This window comes from Citrobacter sp. Cpo015 (genome assembly GCF_030333035.1).
Lineage (GTDB): Bacteria > Pseudomonadota > Gammaproteobacteria > Enterobacterales > Enterobacteriaceae > Citrobacter > Citrobacter portucalensis.
Genome location: NZ_JAOWGS010000035.1, coordinates 1 through 20455, shown reverse-complemented (window position 1 = coordinate 20455; position 20455 = coordinate 1). Strand labels below are relative to the sequence as shown.

The window sequence follows — 20455 nt, the reverse complement described above, 5'->3', positions numbered from 1 at the left end:
AACTGTTTAAAATTTAGAGTGAATCTGGTCGGCCAGCCTGCTGACGAACCTGAGATAACAGCGCACTCCAGTCCTGACGGCCTCGACCGTTCTCGCTGGCACGGGTGTAATAGGTTTCTGCTGCAATGCCCATATTGAGCGGCGCACCGGTCTGACTAGCGACATCGACGGCAATACGCAGGTCTTTCAACGCGAGGTCCACCATGAATGCCGGAGAAAGGTCTCCTTTAAGTACCTTGCCAGGCCAGGTTGTCGTAAAGTGCCCCTTGCCTGCGGCAGTACCGCTCATGACCTTAATGGCCACATCAAGGCTCAAACCCAATGATTCGCAAAGAACAGCGGCTTCCGCTGACAAGGCGTTCAGCGCAATACTCATATAGTTATTGATGAGCTTTACGCGGATCCCCATACCGGGACCGCCAGCTTCCACCAGCTCATTCCCCATACACATCAGCACAGGGCGAGCACGTTCAACCTGTTCAGGCGTTCCGCCAGCAAGAATCAGCAGCGTGCCGTCAATCGCGTTAACTGACGTCCTGCCCACGGGGGCATCCATCATGCTGATGCCTTTCTCTTTCATCTCATGAATCAACTCATCGGTCTGCAATGGATGAATCGTGGACATGTCAATAACCAGGGCATTGGGGGACAGGCCTTCGCTGACGCCATCTTTACCCAGCAGAACTTGCCGAACGATGTCGCCATTTGGCAGCATAGTGATTATGAATTCGGCACCTTTAGCGGCTTCAGCAGGTGTTTGAGCAGCAGTCGCACCTTTTTGTACTAATTCATTGACTGCCTGTTGGTTTACGTCGAACACACGCAAAGCATGTCCCTTTTGCAACAGATTATTAGCCATTGGGCTGCCCATCTGGCCCAAGCCCAAAAATGCAACGGTTGTCATGAATGCTCTCCTGTCTCAGGTTGACAAAATAATTACAATTAAAAACTCGTTTTCGTCTGTTTTTGAGCATATTTGTAATTTATGACTAAAAACAAGACACGCGTCACTAATTTGATCATTTATGTCATTAAAATGAACAAAAGAAGACAAGATCACACAGGACTAACCAAATATGACCAGAATTGCATGTGTTGGAATCACCGTTCAGGACCGTATTTATTCTCTGAACAACCTGCCCGATGGCGGGGGAAAATATCAGTCAAATCAATATCTGGAGACAGGTGGCGGCCCGGCGGCAACAGCAGCTGTCGCCATTGCCCGGCTTGGTATTGACGTTGATTTTATAGGCCGTGTAGGCGATGACAGTTGTGGGAATACCTTGCTTAACGAGCTTCAGAGCTGGGGGGTCAATACCGCGTTCTGCCGGCAATACCCGAACTCCCGTTCATCCCAGTCCGCAATTTTGGTCGACCAGCATGGCGAACGCATTATCGTGAACTATCCAAGCCCGGATCTCGATACGGATGCAAGGTGGCTGGAGTCGATTGATTTTTCCCGTTATGACATCGTTCTGGCCGATGTACGTTGGCATGAAGGGACGTTGAAATCCTTCGAACTGGCACGTGCCGCCGGAGTTCCAACGCTGTTGGATGCCGATATGACACCACAAGATATAACCCCATTGGTGGCGCTTGCCGATCATGCCGTTTTTTCAACTCCAGGTCTGAAGAGAATGACCGGGCAAGATGATGCACAACAGGCACTTAAACTGGCCGCTGAGCAAACCAATGGTAAAGTGTACGTTACGCTTGGCGGCGAAGGGTCACTATGGATCGAAAATGGTCATATGTGTCAACAGACTGCATTTTCTGTCAATGTTGTGGATACAACCGGTGCAGGCGATGTTTTCCATGGTGCAATGGCAGCAGCTCTTGCAGAGCAAATGCCGACTGACCAGGCGATTCGCTTCGCAAGTGCGGTGGCGGCGATGAAATGCACTCAGGCGGGCGGACGAGCCGGAATTCCTAATCGTGCGCAAACCGAATCATTTTTGTCACTTTATGCGTAAAATAGCCAACAATTACGGGGAAGAAGTCCAGGAGTATTCATGAGCATCATTGAAGTCACCGGTAATCCGCGACACGATCAACTTGTTCATTACATTACAGAACGCGGCTATATGAATATCGAAGAGCTCGCACAATTGCTGGACGTGTCCACGCAAACCGTGCGCCGGGATATTCGTAAGTTAAGCGAACAGGGCTTGATCACCAGACATCATGGTGGAGCCGGACGTGTATCCAGCGTCATGAATACCGCCTTTGAACAGCGAGAGTTGTCCCTTACCCAGGAAAAAGAAGCGATAGCGGAAGCGGTTGCTGATTATCTTCCTGAACGCTGTACGGTATTTATTACCATTGGTACAACGGTGGAAGCCGTCGCACGAGCTTTGCTGAACCGTCGGGATCTTCGCATCATTACTAACAGTCTTCGTGTTGCGCAGATCTTATATAAGAATCAAGATCTTGAGGTTATGGTGCCCGGTGGAACGTTACGTGCTCATAATGGCGGTATTGTTGGCCCAGGAGCAGTGAACTTTATTGAAGGATTTAGAGCCGACTATTTGATTACCAGTATTGGTGCCATCGAGGAAGACGGCACACTATTAGAATTTGACGTTAACGAAGCGCTTGTCGCCAAAACGATGATTAAGCATGCACGTAATACGCTGTTAGTTGCTGATCATACTAAGTTTACCGCCTCAGCCGCTGTATCCATCGGTAATATGCGTAAAATTCGGGCATTTTTTACCGATTCCCAGCCACCAAATTCATTCAAGCAATTGCTTGATTTAGAAAATATTGAGCTAGTCATTGCAGAGCAGGAAACGACCTGATCTTTTAGATAAAAAAAGCCGCTGATAATCAGCGGCTTTTTTGTGCTTACCTGAAAAAGAGTGTTAATTACTCTTCTTTCGCGCCACGCATTGCACGGCGACGATCGTTTTCAGTCAGGTGACGCTTACGGATACGGATAGAGGTTGGTGTTACTTCTACCAGTTCGTCGTCATCGATGAATTCCAGAGCCTGCTCCAGAGTCATCTTAACCGGCGGAACCAGAACCGTTGCTTCGTCAGTACCAGACGCACGCATGTTGGTCAGTTTCTTACCGGTCAGGCAGTTTACAGTCAGGTCGTTAGAGCGGCTGTGAATACCGATGATCTGGCCTTCGTAAACTTCAGCACCGTGACCCAGGAACAGCTTACCGCGGTCCTGCAGGCTGAACAGTGCGAACGCAACTGCTTTACCCTGGCCGTTGGAGATCAGTACGCCGTTCTGACGCTGACCAACATCACCCGCACGAACATCGTCGTAGTGGCTGAAGGTGGAGTACAGCAGACCGGTACCGGAAGTCATGGTCATGAATTCTGAACGGAAGCCGATCAGACCACGGCTTGGGATCACGTAGTCAAGACGTACGCGGCCTTTGCCATCTGGATTCATGTTTTTCAGGTCGCCTTTACGCTCACCCAGAGCCTGCATCACAGAACCCTGGTGCTGCTCTTCAACGTCCAGCGTTACGTTTTCGAACGGCTCTTGTTTACGGCCATCGATTTCGCGGAAGATTACTTTCGGACGGGAAACCGCCATTTCGAAACCTTCACGACGCATGTTTTCGATCAGAACAGACAGATGCAGCTCACCACGACCGGATACACGGAACGCATCCGCATCTTCGGTTTCTTCAACGCGCAGCGCAACGTTGTGCACCAGCTCTTTGTTCAGGCGGTCAAGGATCTGACGAGAGGTAACATATTTACCTTCTTTACCGCAGAACGGAGAGGTGTTTACGCAGAAGAACATGGTAACGGTCGGTTCATCAACGGACAGAGCTGGCAGCGCTTCAACATTCTGCGGGTCGCAGATGGTGTCGGAGATGTTCAGTTCGCCCAGACCGGTGATCGCGATGATATCGCCTGCTTCGGCAATATCACTCTCGATACGTTCCAGACCCAGATGGGTCAGAACTTTACCGACTTTACCGTTACGGGTTTTGCCTTCGCTATCGATGATAGTGATCTGCTGGTTCGGTTTAACTTTACCGCGTTTGATGCGGCCGATACCGATTACGCCAACGTAGTTGTTGTAGTCCAGCTGAGAGATTTGCATCTGCAGCGGGCCATCAAGATCTACGCTCGGAGCCGGTACACGATCAACGATAGTCTGATACAGCGGAGTCATGTCTTCAGCCATGTCTTCGTGATCCAGACCCGCGATACCGTTCAGCGCAGAAGCGTAAACGATCGGGAAGTCCAGCTGCTCGTCGGTAGCGTCGAGGTTAACGAACAGGTCAAATACCTGATCAACAACCCAGTCAGGACGCGCGCCAGGACGGTCAACTTTGTTGATAACAACAATTGGCTTCAGGCCATGGGCAAAGGCTTTTTTGGTCACGAAGCGCGTCTGCGGCATCGGACCGTCCATTGCATCCACCACCAGCAGCACAGAGTCGACCATGGACATTACACGTTCAACTTCACCACCGAAGTCGGCGTGCCCCGGGGTATCAACGATGTTGATACGGTAGTCATTCCATTTGATAGCGGTGTTTTTAGCGAGGATGGTAATCCCACGCTCTTTCTCCAAATCGTTGGAGTCCATCACGCGCTCTTGGGTTTCAGCACGTGCATCGAACGTACCGGATTGTTGGAGCAGCTTGTCTACCAGGGTCGTTTTACCATGGTCTACGTGCGCGATGATGGCGATGTTACGCAAATTTTCGATCACAACTTTGCCTCAGGCATTTTAGAAATAGCGCGTTATTGTACACGGATTAATCGCAGTACAAAACAGGATCACAAACATCCTCCGCAAACAAGTATTGCAGAGTTTCTTTGTGATCACATTCACGGAGCGTTAAAAGGGGTAATCTGACATGCTTTGCACCAATATGGTGCTTAATGTTCACATTAAAGCACTATAATGGTGCAATACAACCTTCATGGTGCAGCCCCTTTGCACGATGGTGCGCATGATAACGCCTTTTAGGGGCAATTTAAAAGTTGGCACAGATTTCGCTTTATATTTTTTATGGCGACACGGCCAATTTTTGCAGAATTGAAGACTTCGTTACCACGACGACAATGACCAATCCGGGAGAGTAAGTATGTCCGCTGAACACGTTTTGACGATGCTGAACGAACACGAAGTGAAGTTTGTTGATTTACGCTTCACTGATACCAAAGGTAAAGAACAGCACGTCACTATTCCTGCTCATCAGGTAAATGCCGAATTCTTTGAAGAAGGCAAAATGTTTGACGGCTCCTCAATCGGTGGCTGGAAAGGCATTAACGAATCAGACATGGTTCTGATGCCAGATGCGTCTACTGCTCTCATCGACCCGTTCTTTGAAGAGTCTACCCTGATCATCCGTTGCGATATCCTGGAACCAGGTACGCTGCAGGGCTACGACCGTGACCCGCGCTCCATCGCTAAACGTGCTGAAGAGTATCTGCGTTCTACCGGCATCGCAGACACCGTTCTGTTCGGGCCAGAGCCAGAATTCTTCCTGTTTGACGACATCCGTTTCGGCGCAACTATTTCCGGTTCCCACGTGGCTATCGATGACATCGAAGGCGCATGGAACTCCTCCACCAAATACGAAGGTGGTAACAAAGGTCACCGTCCAGGCGTGAAAGGCGGTTACTTCCCGGTTCCTCCGGTAGATTCTTCTCAGGATATCCGTTCTACCATGTGTCTGATCATGGAAGAAATGGGCCTGGTTGTTGAAGCGCATCACCACGAAGTGGCGACTGCCGGTCAGAACGAAATCGCGACCCGCTTTAACACCATGACCAAAAAAGCGGACGAAATTCAGATCTACAAATATGTCGTTCACAACGTCGCTCACCGTTTCGGTAAAACCGCGACCTTTATGCCAAAACCAATGTTTGGCGATAACGGTTCCGGCATGCACTGCCACATGTCCCTGTCCAAGAACGGCGTAAACCTGTTCTCCGGTGACAAATATGCAGGTCTGTCTGAGCAGGCGCTGTACTACATCGGTGGAGTAATCAAACACGCTAAAGCGATCAACGCCCTGGCTAACCCGACCACCAACTCCTACAAGCGTCTGGTCCCGGGTTACGAAGCACCGGTAATGCTGGCTTACTCTGCCCGTAACCGTTCTGCGTCTATCCGTATCCCGGTAGTTGCTTCTCCGAAAGCGCGTCGTATCGAAGTGCGTTTCCCGGACCCGGCTGCTAACCCATACCTGTGCTTCGCAGCGCTGCTGATGGCTGGTCTTGACGGTATTAAGAACAAGATCCACCCGGGCGAAGCAATGGACAAAAACCTGTACGACCTGCCGCCGGAAGAAGCGAAAGAGATCCCACAGGTTGCTGGTTCTCTGGAAGAAGCACTGAAAGAACTGGATCTGGACCGCGAGTTCCTGACCGCAGGCGGCGTGTTCACCAATGAAGCGATCGATGCGTACATTGCGCTGCGTCGCGAAGAAGATGACCGCGTGCGCATGACTCCGCACCCGGTAGAGTTTGAGCTGTACTACAGCGTTTAATCGTTTGAGTTGCCGTGGAACTTTTAGCCTGCTCAGGCAGGCTTGAGATCGATGGTGAATGATAGGACGCCTGATGGCGCAAACTTATCAGGCCTGGAGGGTAACATTACCTTGTAGGCCGGATAAGGCAAATCCGCCATCCGGCATCTATGTTTGCCAGTCATCTGTAGCCCATCTCTGGATGGGCTTTTTTCTCCACTAACAACCTGCTTTTTCGCGCTTTTTTGATGTAAAAAGCTATAATGCACTAAATTGGTGCAACACTTTTCAGGAGACTGCTGAATGGCAACCGGCACGCTGCCCGATGCTGGGCAGATCCTAAATTCTTTAATCAACAGCATCTTACTCGTCGACGATGAGCTGGCTGTACATTACGCCAACCCGGCGGCACAGCAGTTGCTCGCCCAAAGCTCCCGCAAACTGTTTGGTACACCGCTTCCCGATCTGTTGAGTTATTTCTCCTTAAACATCGGACTGATGCGAGAGAGCCTGGAAGCAGGCCAGGGCTTTACGGATAACGAAGTGACGCTGGTGATAGACAGCCACTCACATATCCTCTCTGTGACCGCTCAGAGGCTGCCTGATGGCCTTATCTTGCTGGAGATGGCCCCTATGGATAACCAGCGCCGTCTGAGTCAGGAACAGCTCCAGCACGCCCAGCAGATTGCTGCCCGCGATCTGGTGCGTGGTCTGGCACATGAAATTAAAAACCCGCTGGGCGGATTACGCGGTGCGGCGCAACTTCTCAGTAAAGCGCTTCCGGACCCGGCGCTGACCGAATATACCAAAGTCATTATTGAACAGGCGGACCGCCTGCGTAATCTGGTCGACCGTCTGCTGGGGCCACAACAGCCCGGCATGCACATCACGGAAAGTATTCACAAAGTGGCGGAACGCGTGGTGGCGCTGGTCTCGATGGAGCTGCCGGAAAACGTCACGCTAATCCGGGATTACGACCCAAGTCTGCCCGAATTACTGCACGACCCGGACCAGATCGAGCAGGTTTTGCTGAACATCGTACGCAATGCTTTGCAGGCGCTGGGACCGGAAGGCGGCGAGATCATTCTGCGCACCCGCACCGCGTTTCAGCTCACGCTACACGGCATGCGTTACCGTCTGGCGGCACGAATTGATGTAGAGGATAACGGTCCAGGTATCCCCTCGCATTTGCAGGATACGCTGTTCTACCCAATGGTTAGCGGTCGCGAAGGCGGTACCGGCCTTGGATTATCTATCGCCCGTAATTTGATTGATCAACATTCCGGCAAAATTGAATTTACCAGTTGGCCGGGTCATACCGAGTTCTCGGTTTACCTGCCTATCAGGAAATAAGGTGACGTTTATGCAACGAGGAATAGTCTGGGTCGTTGATGACGATAGTTCCATCCGTTGGGTGCTTGAACGTGCGCTCGCAGGGGCAGGGCTAAGCTGTACCACATTTGAAAGTGGTAAAGAGGTACTGGACGCGCTGGCCAGCAAAACGCCGGACGTGCTGTTGTCAGATATCCGCATGCCGGGTATGGACGGCCTGACGCTGTTAAAACAGATTAAACAGCGGCATCCGATGCTTCCGGTCATCATAATGACCGCGCACTCCGATCTGGATGCCGCCGTCAGCGCCTATCAGCAAGGGGCGTTTGATTATCTGCCCAAACCTTTTGATATTGATGAAGCTGTGGCGCTGGTCGAGCGCGCCATCAGTCACTATCAGGAACAGCAGCAGCCGCGCAATGTTCAGATTAACGGCCCTACAACCGACATCATCGGCGAAGCGCCAGCAATGCAGGACGTTTTTCGCATTATTGGTCGCCTATCCCGGTCTTCAATCAGCGTATTGATTAATGGGGAGTCAGGAACCGGTAAAGAGCTGGTCGCCCATGCGTTGCACCGTCATAGCCCGCGCGTCAAAGCGCCGTTTATCGCGCTGAACATGGCGGCAATCCCGAAAGATTTGATCGAATCTGAGCTGTTTGGCCACGAGAAAGGCGCGTTTACCGGGGCGAATACCATTCGTCAGGGGCGCTTTGAACAGGCAGACGGCGGTACGCTGTTCCTCGATGAAATTGGCGATATGCCGCTGGACGTGCAAACGCGTTTATTGCGCGTATTAGCCGACGGACAGTTTTACCGCGTTGGCGGTTACGCGCCCGTAAAGGTAGATGTACGCATTATCGCCGCCACGCACCAGAATCTTGAACTGCGCGTGCAGGAAGGCAAATTCCGTGAGGACTTATTCCATCGCCTGAACGTCATTCGGGTACATCTGCCGCCACTGCGCGAACGTCGGGAAGATATCCCCCGCCTGGCGCGTCATTTCCTGCAGGAGGCCGCCCGCGAACTGGGGGTGGAAGCCAAACAATTACACCCGGAAACCGAGGCTGCGCTCACCCGTCTGGCCTGGCCAGGTAACGTGCGTCAGCTTGAGAATACCTGCCGCTGGTTAACCGTAATGGCCGCCGGGCAGGAAGTACTGATTCAGGACTTACCAACCGAGCTGTTTGAAACCTCTGTGCCAGATGCACCGTCCCATATGCAGCCGGATAGTTGGGCAACGCTATTGGCACAGTGGGCGGATCGGGCATTACGCTCCGGTCATCAAAACTTGCTTTCTGAGGCCCAACCAGAGATGGAGCGCACGCTGTTGACTACCGCGCTACGTCATACCCAGGGGCATAAACAGGAAGCGGCACGCTTGCTCGGTTGGGGTCGTAATACCTTGACGCGTAAGCTAAAAGAACTCGGAATGGAGTGACATATCGTCACTGTGTAAAGATTAATAATTGAGCGCAAATAGCTGCTATTTTGCGCTTTACTGTTCCGATGAGTTAAGTATGATCGTGCCCGACTAACGGGGGGAAGTCATCATGCTGGAATCAATCATTAATCTGCTGTCGAGCGGTGCGGTCGAAAGCCATACGCCACAAACTGCGGTCGCCGCAGTATTGTGCGCAGCGCTGGTTGGACTGTTCAGCTAGCGGGTTCGCCGGGTGGCGCTTCGCTTACCCGACCTACGTATTGAGATTTTCGTAGGCACGATAAGCGAAGCGCCACCCGGAAAAGCGTTAAATCACCCGCGAGAATTGCTGCATCCGCGCTTTCTGGCGCAGATACGCATCGAAGCACATGCAAATATTACGGATCAGCAGACGGCCCTTCGGCGTGACCTGAATCCCCTTCTCATCGACATCCACCAGCCCATCCTTCGCCAGCGGTGCCAGCAGTTTCAGGTCTTCGGCAAAATAGTCAGCGAAGTTCAGATCCCATTGCTGTTCCACAGCGGCATAGTCGAGGCGGAAGTTGCAGATCAGGAGCTTAATAACATCCCGACGAATGCAGTCGTCACGGGTCAGGGCAATTCCGCGCCACAGCGCGTCCCCCTGCTCGTCTACCTGCTGATAATAGCGCTTCAGCTCTTTCTGGTTCTGCGCGTAGTTGTCACCAATCATACTAATGGCTGACACGCCCATTCCCAGCAGATCGGTATCACCCTGGGTGGTATAACCCTGGAAATTACGATGCAGCACACCCTTACGTTGAGCAATGGCCAGTTCGTCATCCGGGCGGGCAAAGTGATCCATGCCAATGAACTGATAGCCAGTTTCGGTCAGTGAAGAGATGGTTTCCTGCAGGATATCCAGCTTCTGCTGCGCGCTGGGCAGGTCGGCATCTTTAATTTTGCGCTGAGCGGCAAACAGCGTCGGCAGGTGCGCGTAGTTAAAGACACTCAGTCGGTCTGGATTCAGCTCAGCAACGCGTTTCAGGGTGAAGGCGAAACTTTCCGGCGTCTGTTTTGGCAAACCATAAATCAGATCGATATTCGTCGAGGTAAAGCCAATCTCACGCGCATGATTCAGCAGCGCAAAGATGAATTCCTCATCCTGCTCACGGTTCACCAGGCGCTGAACTTCTTTATTGAAGTCCTGCACCCCCATGCTCAGGCGGTTAAAACCTTCAGCGCGTAAATGATCGAGCACATCCAGCTCAATTTCTCGCGGATCCACTTCGATCGAGATTTCAGCGTCGTCGTTAAAGTTAAAGTTGCCACGCAGCAGCGACATCAAACGACTGATTTGCGCTTTATTCAGGTACGTTGGCGTGCCGCCGCCCCAGTGCAGCTGACTGACATGGCGTCCGGCGAACAGCGGTGCGCGATGAATAATTTCTTGTTCTAAGACATCGAGGTATTGATCGGCTTTATGCTGCTGGCGAGTCACGACCTTGTTACAGCCGCAGAAGTAGCACAGCTTGTGGCAGAACGGGATGTGAACGTACAGCGAGAGAGGACGCTCAGGATAACGCGCCACGGCCTTTAGAAATGCCTCAGTGCCGTAGTCTTCAGAAAACTCCAGCGCGGTCGGGTACGAGGTATATCGTGGCCCGGAATAGTTATATTTCTGGATCAGGGCCAGGTCCCAGTCTATTAACTGCTCTGACATGCTCACTCCTTCCGATGGCGTCTCTGGCGGGTACGGCGTACCGACTTAACCCCAGTACGGGTGATAAGTCGGTTGCGCAGCCACTTCTGTCGCCGCGACAACCGCTGTAGTTTAACGAATAACCACACCAGATAACATATAACCGGAAGGGTTATAAGCAGGACGGGAAGACCCACGGTGTAAAACCGTTAGTTGCCGCCTTTCAGCAGGCGCATCATGTCTTCCTGCTTTTCTTCTTCTTCCTCTTCTTCCTCGTCATCGTAGGAAAGACCCAGCTTTTGCATCAGCTCATCGATGCGGTCCAGCTTGGCATCAACCCAGGACTGATCTTCCGCGCTCAGGGTTTCTCCTGCTTCAAGACGCTCCAGCAGCGCATCCAGGCGCTCATCCGTTTCCAGTAAATCCAACTCAGCCTGTGGTGAAAGCATAGGTTTCTCACTCTTCGGTTTGTGCTGTTTGGTGACTTTTTCGGTCACGCCCAATGGAATGGGGGTTTTGCTGCCAATACGAGGATCTTTTTGCTTATTTTGGTTTCCGCCACCAGATGCGCCTTCACTACCGGACGCACGGCTACCTGCCGCATGACCACGGTGTTTTTTCTGGCGCTTACGGTCGCGAGCTTCCTGGTTAATTTCTTCGCGTGTTTTACGACGCGCTTTTGCAGGACCTTTACCGCGTGGTGTAGAAGTTGGTTTCATCATGATTCGTCTTTGGCTGTTTTTATTCAGTATATAATTGCGCCGGAATCTAGCAGAAATAAAGAAAAAAGGCGACAGAGTAATCTGTCGCCTTTTTTCCTGACTCTCAACCCTTACGGGCTCTACAATCCCTGTTGGCTATCAACACACCCTGTTTTTCCCTTAGCCTCTAACATTCCGTGTTGTTTCCATTTCCTTTTACTAACGTCTCCGGACGTTTGTCTTCCTGACAATCCTGTGTCTTCGCCTCCTGGCGCTCCTGACCCTCATCCTGAGTCGTCTATCCTGTCAGCTTCCTCGCTATGGACGCTACTTTACCGTTTTGGTTTAAACGTACAAGTAACCTGGGTAACAATTTCTGATTTTAAGAATAGCGCCCAAATGTAACCATATGATTTATTTTAGTTCTGTCATTTTTTACTCTGTCATCTCGTATAGAAACTGTCGGCAATGTCTCACAAAGCGCGAGGTTTTTACTTACACAGCTCACTCGTCGAAAAACCAGCCTTTTGCTGGGGTTCAGGTATAATCGCTGCAAAGCCCTGATTGATGGAGAGGACTGCTTTGACTAACTTGAATTATCAACAGACGCACTTTGTGATGAGTGCGCCTGATATTCGCCACTTACCTTCCGATACCGGTATCGAAGTGGCTTTTGCTGGCCGTTCCAACGCAGGCAAATCCAGTGCGCTAAATACCCTGACGAATCAAAAAGGTCTGGCGCGTACATCTAAAACGCCGGGTCGTACTCAGCTCATCAACCTGTTTGAAGTCGTTGACGGCAAACGCCTGGTCGATTTGCCAGGATACGGTTATGCCGAAGTTCCAGAAGAAATGAAGCGTAAATGGCAGCGCGCGCTGGCTGAATATCTGGAAAAGCGTCAGAGCCTGCAAGGTCTGGTAGTGCTGATGGATATTCGTCATCCGTTAAAAGATCTCGATCAACAGATGATCCTGTGGGCAGTTGAGAGCAACGTTCAGGTGCTGGTACTGCTGACTAAAGCAGATAAGCTGGCCAGCGGTGCACGCAAAGCGCAGCTGAATATGGTACGTGAAGCCGTACTGGCATTTAACGGTGATGTGCAGGTAGAAGCATTTTCATCGCTGAAAAAACTGGGTGTGGACAAACTGCGGCAAAAACTGGATAGCTGGTTTAGTGAACTGGCACCGGTTGAAGAGGTGCAGGAAGGGGAATAACCCACCGATATGCCGGATGACGCCGCTGCGCGTCTTATCCGGCCTACAGCATGTGCAAAACTTTTCTTTCGCACAATAAAAAACGCCCCAGTCATTACTGACTGGGGCGGCTAAAATATTCAGCCAAATCCGATTACGTGAAGTAAAAGGTCTGAAAGATAGAACATCTTACCTCTGTACCCTACGAGAATAACTTTACTCTTTTTTGAGCAGCTCAGAAAGCACTTTTTGTAATTTTTTTTCATTCCTTACATAGGGAATTTTAATGGACATCACAAAAAGCTCTCTCTTATGTTGCTTAGTTACGAAAAAGGCGCATTATTAAGTAAACCCTTAGTGCGCCTGATCCCAGTTTTCACCACTCCCGACTTCCACCAGCAACGGCACGTCAATCTGAGTCTCGTTTTCCATCAGTTGGTGGATCTTTTTGGAGACGCTTTCCAGATCATCTTTGTGCACTTCAAACACCAGTTCATCGTGTACCTGCATGATCATGCGCACGCGCGGTTGCTCGGTTTGCAGCCATCCATCCACGGCAATCATGGCTCGTTTGATAATGTCTGCGGCAGTTCCCTGCATCGGGGCGTTAATAGCCGCACGTTCAGCACCAGCGCGACGAGCACCATTACTGGATTTAATATCCGGTAAATAGAGACGGCGACCTTCCAGCGTTTCTACATAGCCTTGCTCTTTCGCCTGCGCTCGGGTGCGTTCCATGTATTCCAACACACCAGGGTAGCGTTCAAAGTAGAGATCCATGTACTTCTGTGCTTCTTTGCGCGGAATATTCAACTGGCGCGCCAAACCAAAGGCGCTCATCCCGTAGATCAAACCGAAGTTAATGGCTTTAGCGCTGCGGCGTTGCTCGCTGGTCACAGAATCAAGCGGTAAACCAAAGACTTCTGCCGCCGTTGCGCGGTGAATGTCTTTCCCTTCGGCAAACGCGGTAAGCAGACCTTTATCACGTGAAAGGTGCGCCATGATACGCAGTTCAATCTGTGAGTAGTCCGCAGAGACAATCAGGTAGTCTTCTGGCGCAATGAACGCCTGACGAATACGACGACCTTCATCATTACGTACCGGGATGTTTTGCAGGTTTGGATCCGTTGAAGACAAGCGCCCGGTGGCAGTAACCGCCTGATGGTATGAGGTGTGCACGCGCCCGGTTTTCTTGTTAATCATCAACGGAAGCTTATCCGTATAGGTCGACTTCAGTTTTGCTAAACCACGATATTCCAGGATCACTTTCGGCAATGGGTAATCCAGCGCGAGCTCTTCCAGTACCTCTTCCGACGTTGATGGCGCGCCGCCAGGGGTTTTCTTCAACGGCTTAATACCCTGCTTTTCAAACAGGATAGTTTGCAGTTGCTTAGTGGAAGAGAGGTTAAACGCTTCTCCGGCGATCTCGTGCGCTTTTTGCTCCAGCTCATTCAAACGCAGCGTCAGCTCTTCTGAATGCTTGTGCAGAACAGCCGGATCGATTTTCACACCGTTGCGCTCAACGCGAGACAAAACCGGCACCAGCGGCATATCGATATTTTCAAAGACGTTCAACGGCCCTTTATGCTGCTGCAATTCTGGCCACATTTTCAGATGCAGCTGTAGCGTAACGTCGGCGTCTTCCGCAGCGTAACGACCAGCCTCTTCCAGTGCTATCTGGTTAAAGGTAAGCTGGTTTTTGCCTTTTCCGGCGATCTCTTCAAAGGTGATGGTTTTATGTTTCAGCCAGCGGTCCGACAGGCTGTCCATATCGTGTCGTCCAGCGACGCTGTTAAGAATGTAGGATTCGAGCATGGTGTCAAAGGTGATGCCGCGCAGCTCGATGCCATAGTTCGCCAGGATGCCGCGATCGTACTTCAGGTTTTGCCCGACTTTGTGCGCGTTCTCATCTTCCAGCAGCGGCTTTAGCAGCTCCAGCGCACGGTCGCGCGCGATCTGGTCAGGAGCATCCAGGTAATCGTGGGCAACAGGAACATACGCCGCCACACCCGGTTCAATGGCAAAAGACAGGCCAACCAGATTCGCGGAAATGTTGTCCAGGCTGTCAGTTTCAGTATCGAAGGCAAAGACAGGTGCTTTTTTCAGCTTAGCGATCCACTCTTCCAGCGTCGCTTCGTCCAGAATCGTCACATAGTTTTCATACGAAAGAACCGTGGCCGGCTCCTCAGGCATTTCATCGACGACAATAGTTTCTTGCGGTTTTGCCGCCGGCTTCGTCCCTTTCGCCTGTAGCCATTTACCCGCTTCAACGTCGGTAACCCAACGTTTAAATTCATACTGTTTAAACAGGCCAAGCAGTTCTTCTGCAGCGGGCTGACGCACTTCCAGCTGCTCACAGGTCAATTCCAGCTCAACATCGGTTTTGATGGTAGCCAATTGATAAGAGAGGTACGCCACCTCTTTATTCTGCTCAAGTTTGCCCGCCATGGTTTTCGCACCACGGAAGGTCAGCCCCGCTATTTTGTCTGATTCGGCATAGAGGGTATCCAGCCCACCCAGCCCCTGCAGCAGTGCCTGAGCGGTTTTTTCGCCTACGCCTGGAACGCCAGGAATGTTATCTGAGGAGTCACCCATTAGCGCCAGGAAATCGATGATCAGTTCCGGCGGGACGCCGTACTTATTTACCACTTCATCCGGGCCGAGGATCGTATTGGTCATGGTGTTGATAAGGGTGATATTCGGCGTCACCAACTGAGCCATATCTTTATCACCGGTGCTAATCAGCACCGGGCGACCGATCTTCTCTGCTTCCCGCGCCAGCGTACCGATAACATCGTCCGCCTCCACGCCAGAAACAGCCAACAGTGGCAACCCCATCGCCTTTACCATCGCATGCAGAGGTTCAATCTGCGCACGCAGATCGTCCGGCATCGGTGGGCGGTGAGACTTATAATGTTCGAATAATTCATCACGGAAGGTTTTACCCTTGGCGTCGAATACCACCGCTGCATGGGTTGGTTGATATTGCAGAATCAAGCTACGCAGCATGTTGAGGACACCGTACATCGCGCCCGTAGGTTCTCCTGCGCTGTTAGTCAGCGGTGGGAACGCGTGGTATGCGCGATACAGGTAAGATGAGCCATCTACAAGGATAAGTGGGTTTTCTGGGATCTGAACCATAATGTCCGTGCCTGTTTATCAGATTATGGGTAAAGGATGCCACAGACAGGATGAAAACATGAGTTTTTCGCCGCATTTGTCGAAAAACTTTTGCAGATCTTCTGCTTTGCTCGCAAAGATAGCTGTGGATAACTTTGTGAATAAATAATTTTCAGCTCTTTAAATATAGCAAGGCAATTAATGCTCCATTGTATTTATACAACATTTTCAATTGGTTAAATAAACCCACGGCATTTTATTCCATTTTTACAGCTTATATCCTGATGTGGATAGATATTCTCTTTTTTTCTATTCAGGGAAGATCCATCATTTGGTTCGTTTTCTGATAAAATCAGCCCCTTGCGCCTCTTTCGCGCACTGTCTATGGCTAACCTTTTGAATAATTTAATTATGACGAGAATACTCGCTGCGATAACGCTGTTGCTGAGTATCGTATTGACCATATTGGTCACGATTTTTTGTTCTGTGCCGATCATCCTTGCCGGGGTTGTGAAACTCCTTTTGCCCATTCCTGTCGTCTGGCGCAAGGTTTCTGTCTTCTGTAATTTCATGATGTACTGCTGGTGTGAAGGTCTGGCGCTACTGCTGCACCTTAATCCACGGCTGAAGTGGGATGTTGAAGGGCTGGAAGGTCTTAGCAAGAAAAACTGGTATCTGCTCATTTGTAATCATTACAGCTGGGCCGATATCGTTGTGCTTTGCGTTCTGTTCCGTAAGCACATCCCGATGAATAAATATTTCCTCAAGCAACAGCTGGCCTGGGTGCCCTTTATTGGCCTGGCTTGCTGGGCGCTGGATATGCCGTTTATGAAACGCTATTCACGTGGCTATCTGCTTCGCCATCCGGAACGCCGTGGTAAAGATGTCGAAACAACCCGTCGTTCCTGCGAGAAGTTTCGCGTACACCCGACAACCATTGTGAATTTTGTCGAAGGTTCGCGCTTTACCAAAGATAAACGTGAGCAAACCCGCTCACCCTATCAAAACCTGCTCCCACCCAAGGCGGCAGGTATTGCGATGGCATTAAACGTACTGGGGTCACAGTTCGATAAAATGTTGAACGTCACGTTATGCTATCCGGAAAACAGCAGTCGGCCTTTCTACGACATGCTGAGCGGTAAGCTAACGAGGATTGTCGTGCGGGTGAATCTGGAGCCAATCCATGAAGAGTTACACGGTGATTACGTGAACGATAAGGCATTCAAGCGCCGCTTTCAGCTGTGGTTGAATACGCTGTGGAGTGAGAAAGACGCGCAGCTCGACGCGATTAAAGCCGCAAATAAAAAAGCCGGTCAGTGACCGGCTTTTGCTTTTACTTCTGACCGACCAGGTATTTCACGGTATCCGCATACTGTTGTACAAAGATATCCATGCTGCTGGTATCCATGCCCTGCGGGTTGACCTGATATTTGCCATTCACGAACATCGCCGGAACGCCCTGCAGCTGTAAATCAGCCGCTGCTTTTTCCTGCTGTGCCACGAGAGATTTCACTACGAAGCTGTTCCATGCCGCATCATAGTCTTCGCCTTTAATACCCGCATCGACAAACACTTTACGGATGTCAGCAACCGACTGAACGGTCTGCGTTTTCTGAACGCCTTCAAACAGCGGAACAGTAACCTGATCTTCAACACCCAGCGCCATAGCAACCGCCCATGCCTGCGTCAGATCTTTGCCCAACGGCCCGAGAAACTCGACGTGGTATTTGGTCATCTTGGTGCCTTCCGGCAGTTTTTTCTTCACGTTATCAGATACATGAAGCACTTCTTCAAACTGGTAGCAGTGCGGGCAGTAGAAGGAGAAGAACTCCAACACTTGCGGTTCACCCGCAACAGGCTTCTCCAGGGTGATGTATTGTTTACCATCCTGGAACTGCGCTGCAGATGCGCTAAAAGCTAAGACCATACCAGCCAGCGCCAGCCATATTTTTTTCATGTTCAAGTTTCTCCGATTAATACATTGGCGTTAATTGTAAGGGGGGCTCTTGCAGAATTTTTGCCTGCTCAATAAAGGTCGCGGTCTGACGATGCCAGTAATCTTCCCCGGTTAACCACGGGAAGTTTTTTGGGAACGCAGGGTCAGCCCAACGTCGAATCAGCCAGGCAAGATAATAAACTAAACGCATAGCGCGTAAAGGTTCTATCAGTCCGATTTCAGAGATGTCGAACTCACTAAACTCTTCATAAGCCTCGATAATGGTTTCTAGCTGCATGCGTTGTTCAGCTTTATCACCATTGAGGAGCATCCATAAATCCTGAATAGCCGGACCATTGCGGGCATCATCTAAATCGACAAACATCGGGCCATCGCGCCACAGAATATTACCGGCATGACAATCACCGTGCAGGCGTAACGTAGTAAAACGCGTATGCCAGCGTTCGGTAACCACCGCGATAAGCGCATCCGTTGCCTTCAGGAAAGCCGCTTTTTGCCCTGATGGGATAAGCTGTGCGTGTTCAAAAACTTTACGCGGCTCAGTCAGGTATTCTTCAAGGCCAATCGTCGGTCGGAAGGTAAAAGTACGCTTGCATCCGGTCTGGTGCATACGCCCGAGATAGCGCCCCACCGCCTCCATCTGATCGATGTTGTCGGCTTCAAACTGTCGTCCACCGACGCTGGGGAAGATCGCATAATGGAAACCCTGGTGACTTAACAGCGTTTGGCCGTTCAGTACCAACGGCGCAGCTACCGGGACTTCATCGCTTACCAGTTCCAGAGCAAACTGGTGCTCTTCCTGGATCTGATCGACAGACCAACGTTCAGGGCGATAAAACTTAACGACAAAGCGTCGACGGTCTTCGTCCTGGAATTGATAGACACGGTTTTCATAGCTGTTAAGCGGGGTAAGCCCGGAATCCACCCGGATCCCCTGCTCAAACAGTGCATCCATGATGGTATCCGGGTGTAGCGTCTGGAAGTTAAAAGCGTTGTCGTTCATCCCATCATCCGGAAAATACTACGAATGATTCAGGATATCATTTCGCAGCGCTTTCGGTGGCGGCGATTACAAGCTTTTACTCTTTAATTACGCCACGAGCGCGGAGTAGTGCGGTTTTAAAATCTTCTTCATAATCTTTCTGAATACCTGGGATGACAGCATCCTTCGCTGAGTCTCGCATTTTCAGGTGATAGATCAGAATGTCATCAGTTAAATCCGCCAGTTCGCCGTCAAAACCTGACTCTTGCGCCAGTTTCTGCAAAAATTGCATCAGGTTAAGATCGGGTTCCTTCTGCCAGGCAGGCTGGAGGAGTTCAATAACTTCATTCAGACGTTTACATTTCATGGTTTTGCTCCTTAGGCTCAATACAGATACGTTAGCAGGGTCAATCCCACATTAAAAGAGGCGATATCAGTGATTCTGGATAGTGCAATAACAGGGGTTGTGCTGGCTGGCGGTAAGGCCAGACGGATGGGTGGGACCGATAAAGGTCTGCTTGAACTGGACGGTAAACCTCTTTGGCGGCATGTGGCCGACATTCTCGCTTTGCAGGTCGAAACCGTGGTGGTGAATGCCAATCGCCACCGGGATATATACCAGCAAAGCGGCCTGAAAGTTATTCCCGATTCCTTGGCCGATTTCCCTGGCCCACTGGCCGGGATGCTATCGGTATTCCTGCAGCAAACGGGGGAGTGGTTTCTGTTTTGCCCGTGCGATATGCCCTATATTCCTCACGATCTGGTCGCTCGTCTAAAAGAGCAACGTAAAGCTGCACCCGTTGTCTGGGTGCATGATGGGGAAAGAGATCACCCAACCATTGCGCTGATGCACCGCTCTATGCAGCCTTTGCTGCAGGATTATCTTCAGTCCGGTGAACGACGCGTTATGGTCTTTATGCGTCTGGCTGGCGGTCATGCTGTCGATTTCAGCGATCATAAAGATGCGTTCGTAAACGTGAACACCCCCGAAGAGCTCGCAAAATGGCAGGAAAAATCATGATCCCATTACTCGCCATTGCGGCATGGAGCGGCACGGGAAAAACCACGCTGCTCAAAAAGTTGATCCCGGAACTACGTGCCAGAGGTATACGTCCCGGATTGATTAAACATACTCATCACAATATGGATGTCGACAAGCCCGGTAAAGATAGCTATGAACTGCGCAAAGCCGGTGCAGCACAAACGCTGGTCGCCAGCCAGCAACGTTGGGCATTAATGGTAGAAACACCGGAAGAGCCCGAACTGGATTTAGCGTATCTGGTAAGCCGGATGGATGCAGCGACGTTGGATCTAGTGCTGGTTGAAGGGTTTAAGCATGAACCTGTCGCTAAGATCGTGCTTTTTCGCGACGGTTGCGGGCATAGTCCTGAAGAATTGGCGATAGACGAATATGTTATCGCGGTTGCCAGTGATGTTCCGCTGACAGTGGATGTTCCATTGTTAGATATCAACGACATACAGCAACTTGCTGATTTTGTTACGCAATGGATAAGATGGTAACCGTGGTGTTGTGATGTGCCTGATGCGCTGCGCTTATCAGGCCTACAAAATACGTTCAGCCCGGCCCCTGCAGGCCGGATAAGG

General features: G+C 50.8%; 20 protein-coding genes and 1 pseudogene. 10 read left to right on the top strand and 11 right to left on the bottom strand.

Annotated elements, in window-relative coordinates:
* Positions 1–13 precede the first annotated feature (13 nt).
* Positions 14–904, bottom strand: coding sequence for a sulfolactaldehyde 3-reductase (yihU, locus tag OGY67_RS14105; RefSeq protein WP_008786991.1), 891 nt, complete (start codon positions 902–904; stop codon positions 14–16).
* 172 nt (positions 905–1076) lie between these two features.
* On the opposite strand from yihU, the gene OGY67_RS14100 reads away from it, so the two are divergent.
* Positions 1077–1973: a sugar kinase gene (locus OGY67_RS14100; RefSeq protein ID WP_008786990.1), complete on the top strand. Its 897-nt coding sequence runs from the start codon at positions 1077–1079 to the stop codon at positions 1971–1973.
* 39 nt (positions 1974–2012) lie between these two features.
* Positions 2013–2801 (top strand): DeoR/GlpR family DNA-binding transcription regulator, encoded by a 789-nt coding sequence (locus OGY67_RS14095; protein ID WP_008786989.1) that lies wholly within the window; start codon positions 2013–2015, stop codon positions 2799–2801.
* 67 nt (positions 2802–2868) lie between these two features.
* Here the strand turns inward: OGY67_RS14095 and typA are convergent, their stop codons facing one another.
* Positions 2869–4692, bottom strand: a complete 1824-nt coding sequence (typA, locus tag OGY67_RS14090; RefSeq protein WP_008786988.1) for a ribosome-dependent GTPase TypA — start codon at positions 4690–4692, stop codon at positions 2869–2871.
* Between the two features lie 379 nt (positions 4693–5071).
* On the opposite strand from typA, the gene glnA reads away from it, so the two are divergent.
* The 4 genes from glnA (at position 5072) to OGY67_RS14070 (ending at position 9456) form a co-directional block, all read left to right on the top strand.
* Positions 5072–6481 (top strand): glutamate--ammonia ligase, encoded by a 1410-nt coding sequence (glnA, locus tag OGY67_RS14085; RefSeq protein ID WP_008786987.1) that lies wholly within the window; start codon positions 5072–5074, stop codon positions 6479–6481.
* Positions 6482–6763: 282 nt separating this feature from the next.
* Positions 6764–7813 (top strand): nitrogen regulation protein NR(II), encoded by a 1050-nt coding sequence (glnL, locus tag OGY67_RS14080; RefSeq protein WP_008786986.1) that lies wholly within the window; start codon positions 6764–6766, stop codon positions 7811–7813.
* 10 nt (positions 7814–7823) lie between these two features.
* A complete protein-coding gene (glnG, locus tag OGY67_RS14075; RefSeq protein WP_003825317.1) occupies positions 7824–9233 on the top strand; it encodes a nitrogen regulation protein NR(I) in 1410 nt (469 codons plus the stop codon).
* Between the two features lie 112 nt (positions 9234–9345).
* Positions 9346–9456, top strand: a complete 111-nt coding sequence (locus OGY67_RS14070; RefSeq protein WP_020996121.1) for a YshB family small membrane protein — start codon at positions 9346–9348, stop codon at positions 9454–9456.
* Positions 9457–9543: 87 nt separating this feature from the next.
* Here OGY67_RS14070 and hemN read toward each other — a convergent pair whose 3' ends face one another.
* The 3 genes and pseudogenes from hemN to OGY67_RS14055 all read right to left on the bottom strand — a co-directional run bounded on the left by hemN (position 9544) and on the right by OGY67_RS14055 (position 11970).
* Positions 9544–10917 (bottom strand): oxygen-independent coproporphyrinogen III oxidase, encoded by a 1374-nt coding sequence (gene hemN / locus OGY67_RS14065; RefSeq protein ID WP_032950661.1) that lies wholly within the window; start codon positions 10915–10917, stop codon positions 9544–9546.
* 188 nt (positions 10918–11105) lie between these two features.
* Positions 11106–11615: a Der GTPase-activating protein YihI gene (gene yihI / locus OGY67_RS14060; RefSeq protein ID WP_003028627.1), complete on the bottom strand. Its 510-nt coding sequence runs from the start codon at positions 11613–11615 to the stop codon at positions 11106–11108.
* A 169-nt stretch (positions 11616–11784) separates the two neighbouring features.
* Positions 11785–11970, bottom strand: a pseudogene (locus OGY67_RS14055) (hypothetical protein).
* 209 nt (positions 11971–12179) lie between these two features.
* On the opposite strand from OGY67_RS14055, the gene yihA reads away from it, so the two are divergent.
* Positions 12180–12812 carry a ribosome biogenesis GTP-binding protein YihA/YsxC gene (gene yihA / locus OGY67_RS14050; protein WP_008786982.1) on the top strand — a complete coding sequence of 211 codons (633 nt, stop codon included), beginning with the start codon at positions 12180–12182 and terminating at the stop codon, positions 12810–12812.
* Between the two features lie 119 nt (positions 12813–12931).
* Here the strand turns inward: yihA and spfP are convergent, their stop codons facing one another.
* From spfP to OGY67_RS14040, 3 genes are all read right to left on the bottom strand, one after another.
* Positions 12932–12979, bottom strand: a complete 48-nt coding sequence (gene spfP, locus OGY67_RS23800) for a small protein SpfP (protein ID WP_071892919.1) — start codon at positions 12977–12979, stop codon at positions 12932–12934.
* A gap of 166 nt (positions 12980–13145) precedes the next feature.
* On the bottom strand, positions 13146–15932 hold the full coding sequence (gene polA, locus OGY67_RS14045) for a DNA polymerase I (protein ID WP_234691964.1): 2787 nt from the start codon (positions 15930–15932) through the stop codon (positions 13146–13148).
* Between the two features lie 215 nt (positions 15933–16147).
* Entirely contained in the window at positions 16148–16483 is a 336-nt protein-coding gene (locus tag OGY67_RS14040; RefSeq protein ID WP_286574116.1) for a hypothetical protein, read from the bottom strand.
* Here OGY67_RS14040 and yihG point away from each other — a divergent pair.
* The gene (gene yihG / locus OGY67_RS14035; protein ID WP_248281685.1) at positions 16368–17231 is read left to right on the top strand and encodes a 1-acylglycerol-3-phosphate O-acyltransferase, YihG family; all 864 of its coding nucleotides are present in this window, start codon (positions 16368–16370) and stop codon (positions 17229–17231) included. The two genes, OGY67_RS14040 and yihG, sit on opposite strands and share 116 nt — an antisense overlap.
* Positions 17232–17244: 13 nt before the next feature.
* On the opposite strand, the gene dsbA is transcribed toward yihG, so the two are convergent.
* From dsbA to OGY67_RS14020, 3 genes are all read right to left on the bottom strand, one after another.
* Positions 17245–17868, bottom strand: a complete 624-nt coding sequence (gene dsbA / locus OGY67_RS14030; RefSeq protein WP_003028621.1) for a thiol:disulfide interchange protein DsbA — start codon at positions 17866–17868, stop codon at positions 17245–17247.
* Positions 17869–17884: 16 nt separating this feature from the next.
* Positions 17885–18871, bottom strand: coding sequence for a serine/threonine protein kinase (locus OGY67_RS14025; protein WP_048215210.1), 987 nt, complete (start codon positions 18869–18871; stop codon positions 17885–17887).
* Positions 18872–18947: 76 nt separating this feature from the next.
* Positions 18948–19217 carry a YihD family protein gene (locus OGY67_RS14020; protein ID WP_003028616.1) on the bottom strand — a complete coding sequence of 90 codons (270 nt, stop codon included), beginning with the start codon at positions 19215–19217 and terminating at the stop codon, positions 18948–18950.
* Positions 19218–19286: 69 nt separating this feature from the next.
* Between OGY67_RS14020 and mobA the strand changes: the two genes are divergently transcribed.
* Together mobA and mobB are read left to right on the top strand one after the other, a co-directional pair.
* Positions 19287–19871, top strand: coding sequence for a molybdenum cofactor guanylyltransferase MobA (gene mobA / locus OGY67_RS14015; RefSeq protein ID WP_003028614.1), 585 nt, complete (start codon positions 19287–19289; stop codon positions 19869–19871).
* Positions 19853–20371: a molybdopterin-guanine dinucleotide biosynthesis protein MobB gene (mobB, locus tag OGY67_RS14010; protein WP_095533157.1), complete on the top strand. Its 519-nt coding sequence runs from the start codon at positions 19853–19855 to the stop codon at positions 20369–20371. Before mobA ends, mobB begins: the two co-directional genes overlap by 19 nt.
* Positions 20372–20455 lie beyond the last annotated feature (84 nt).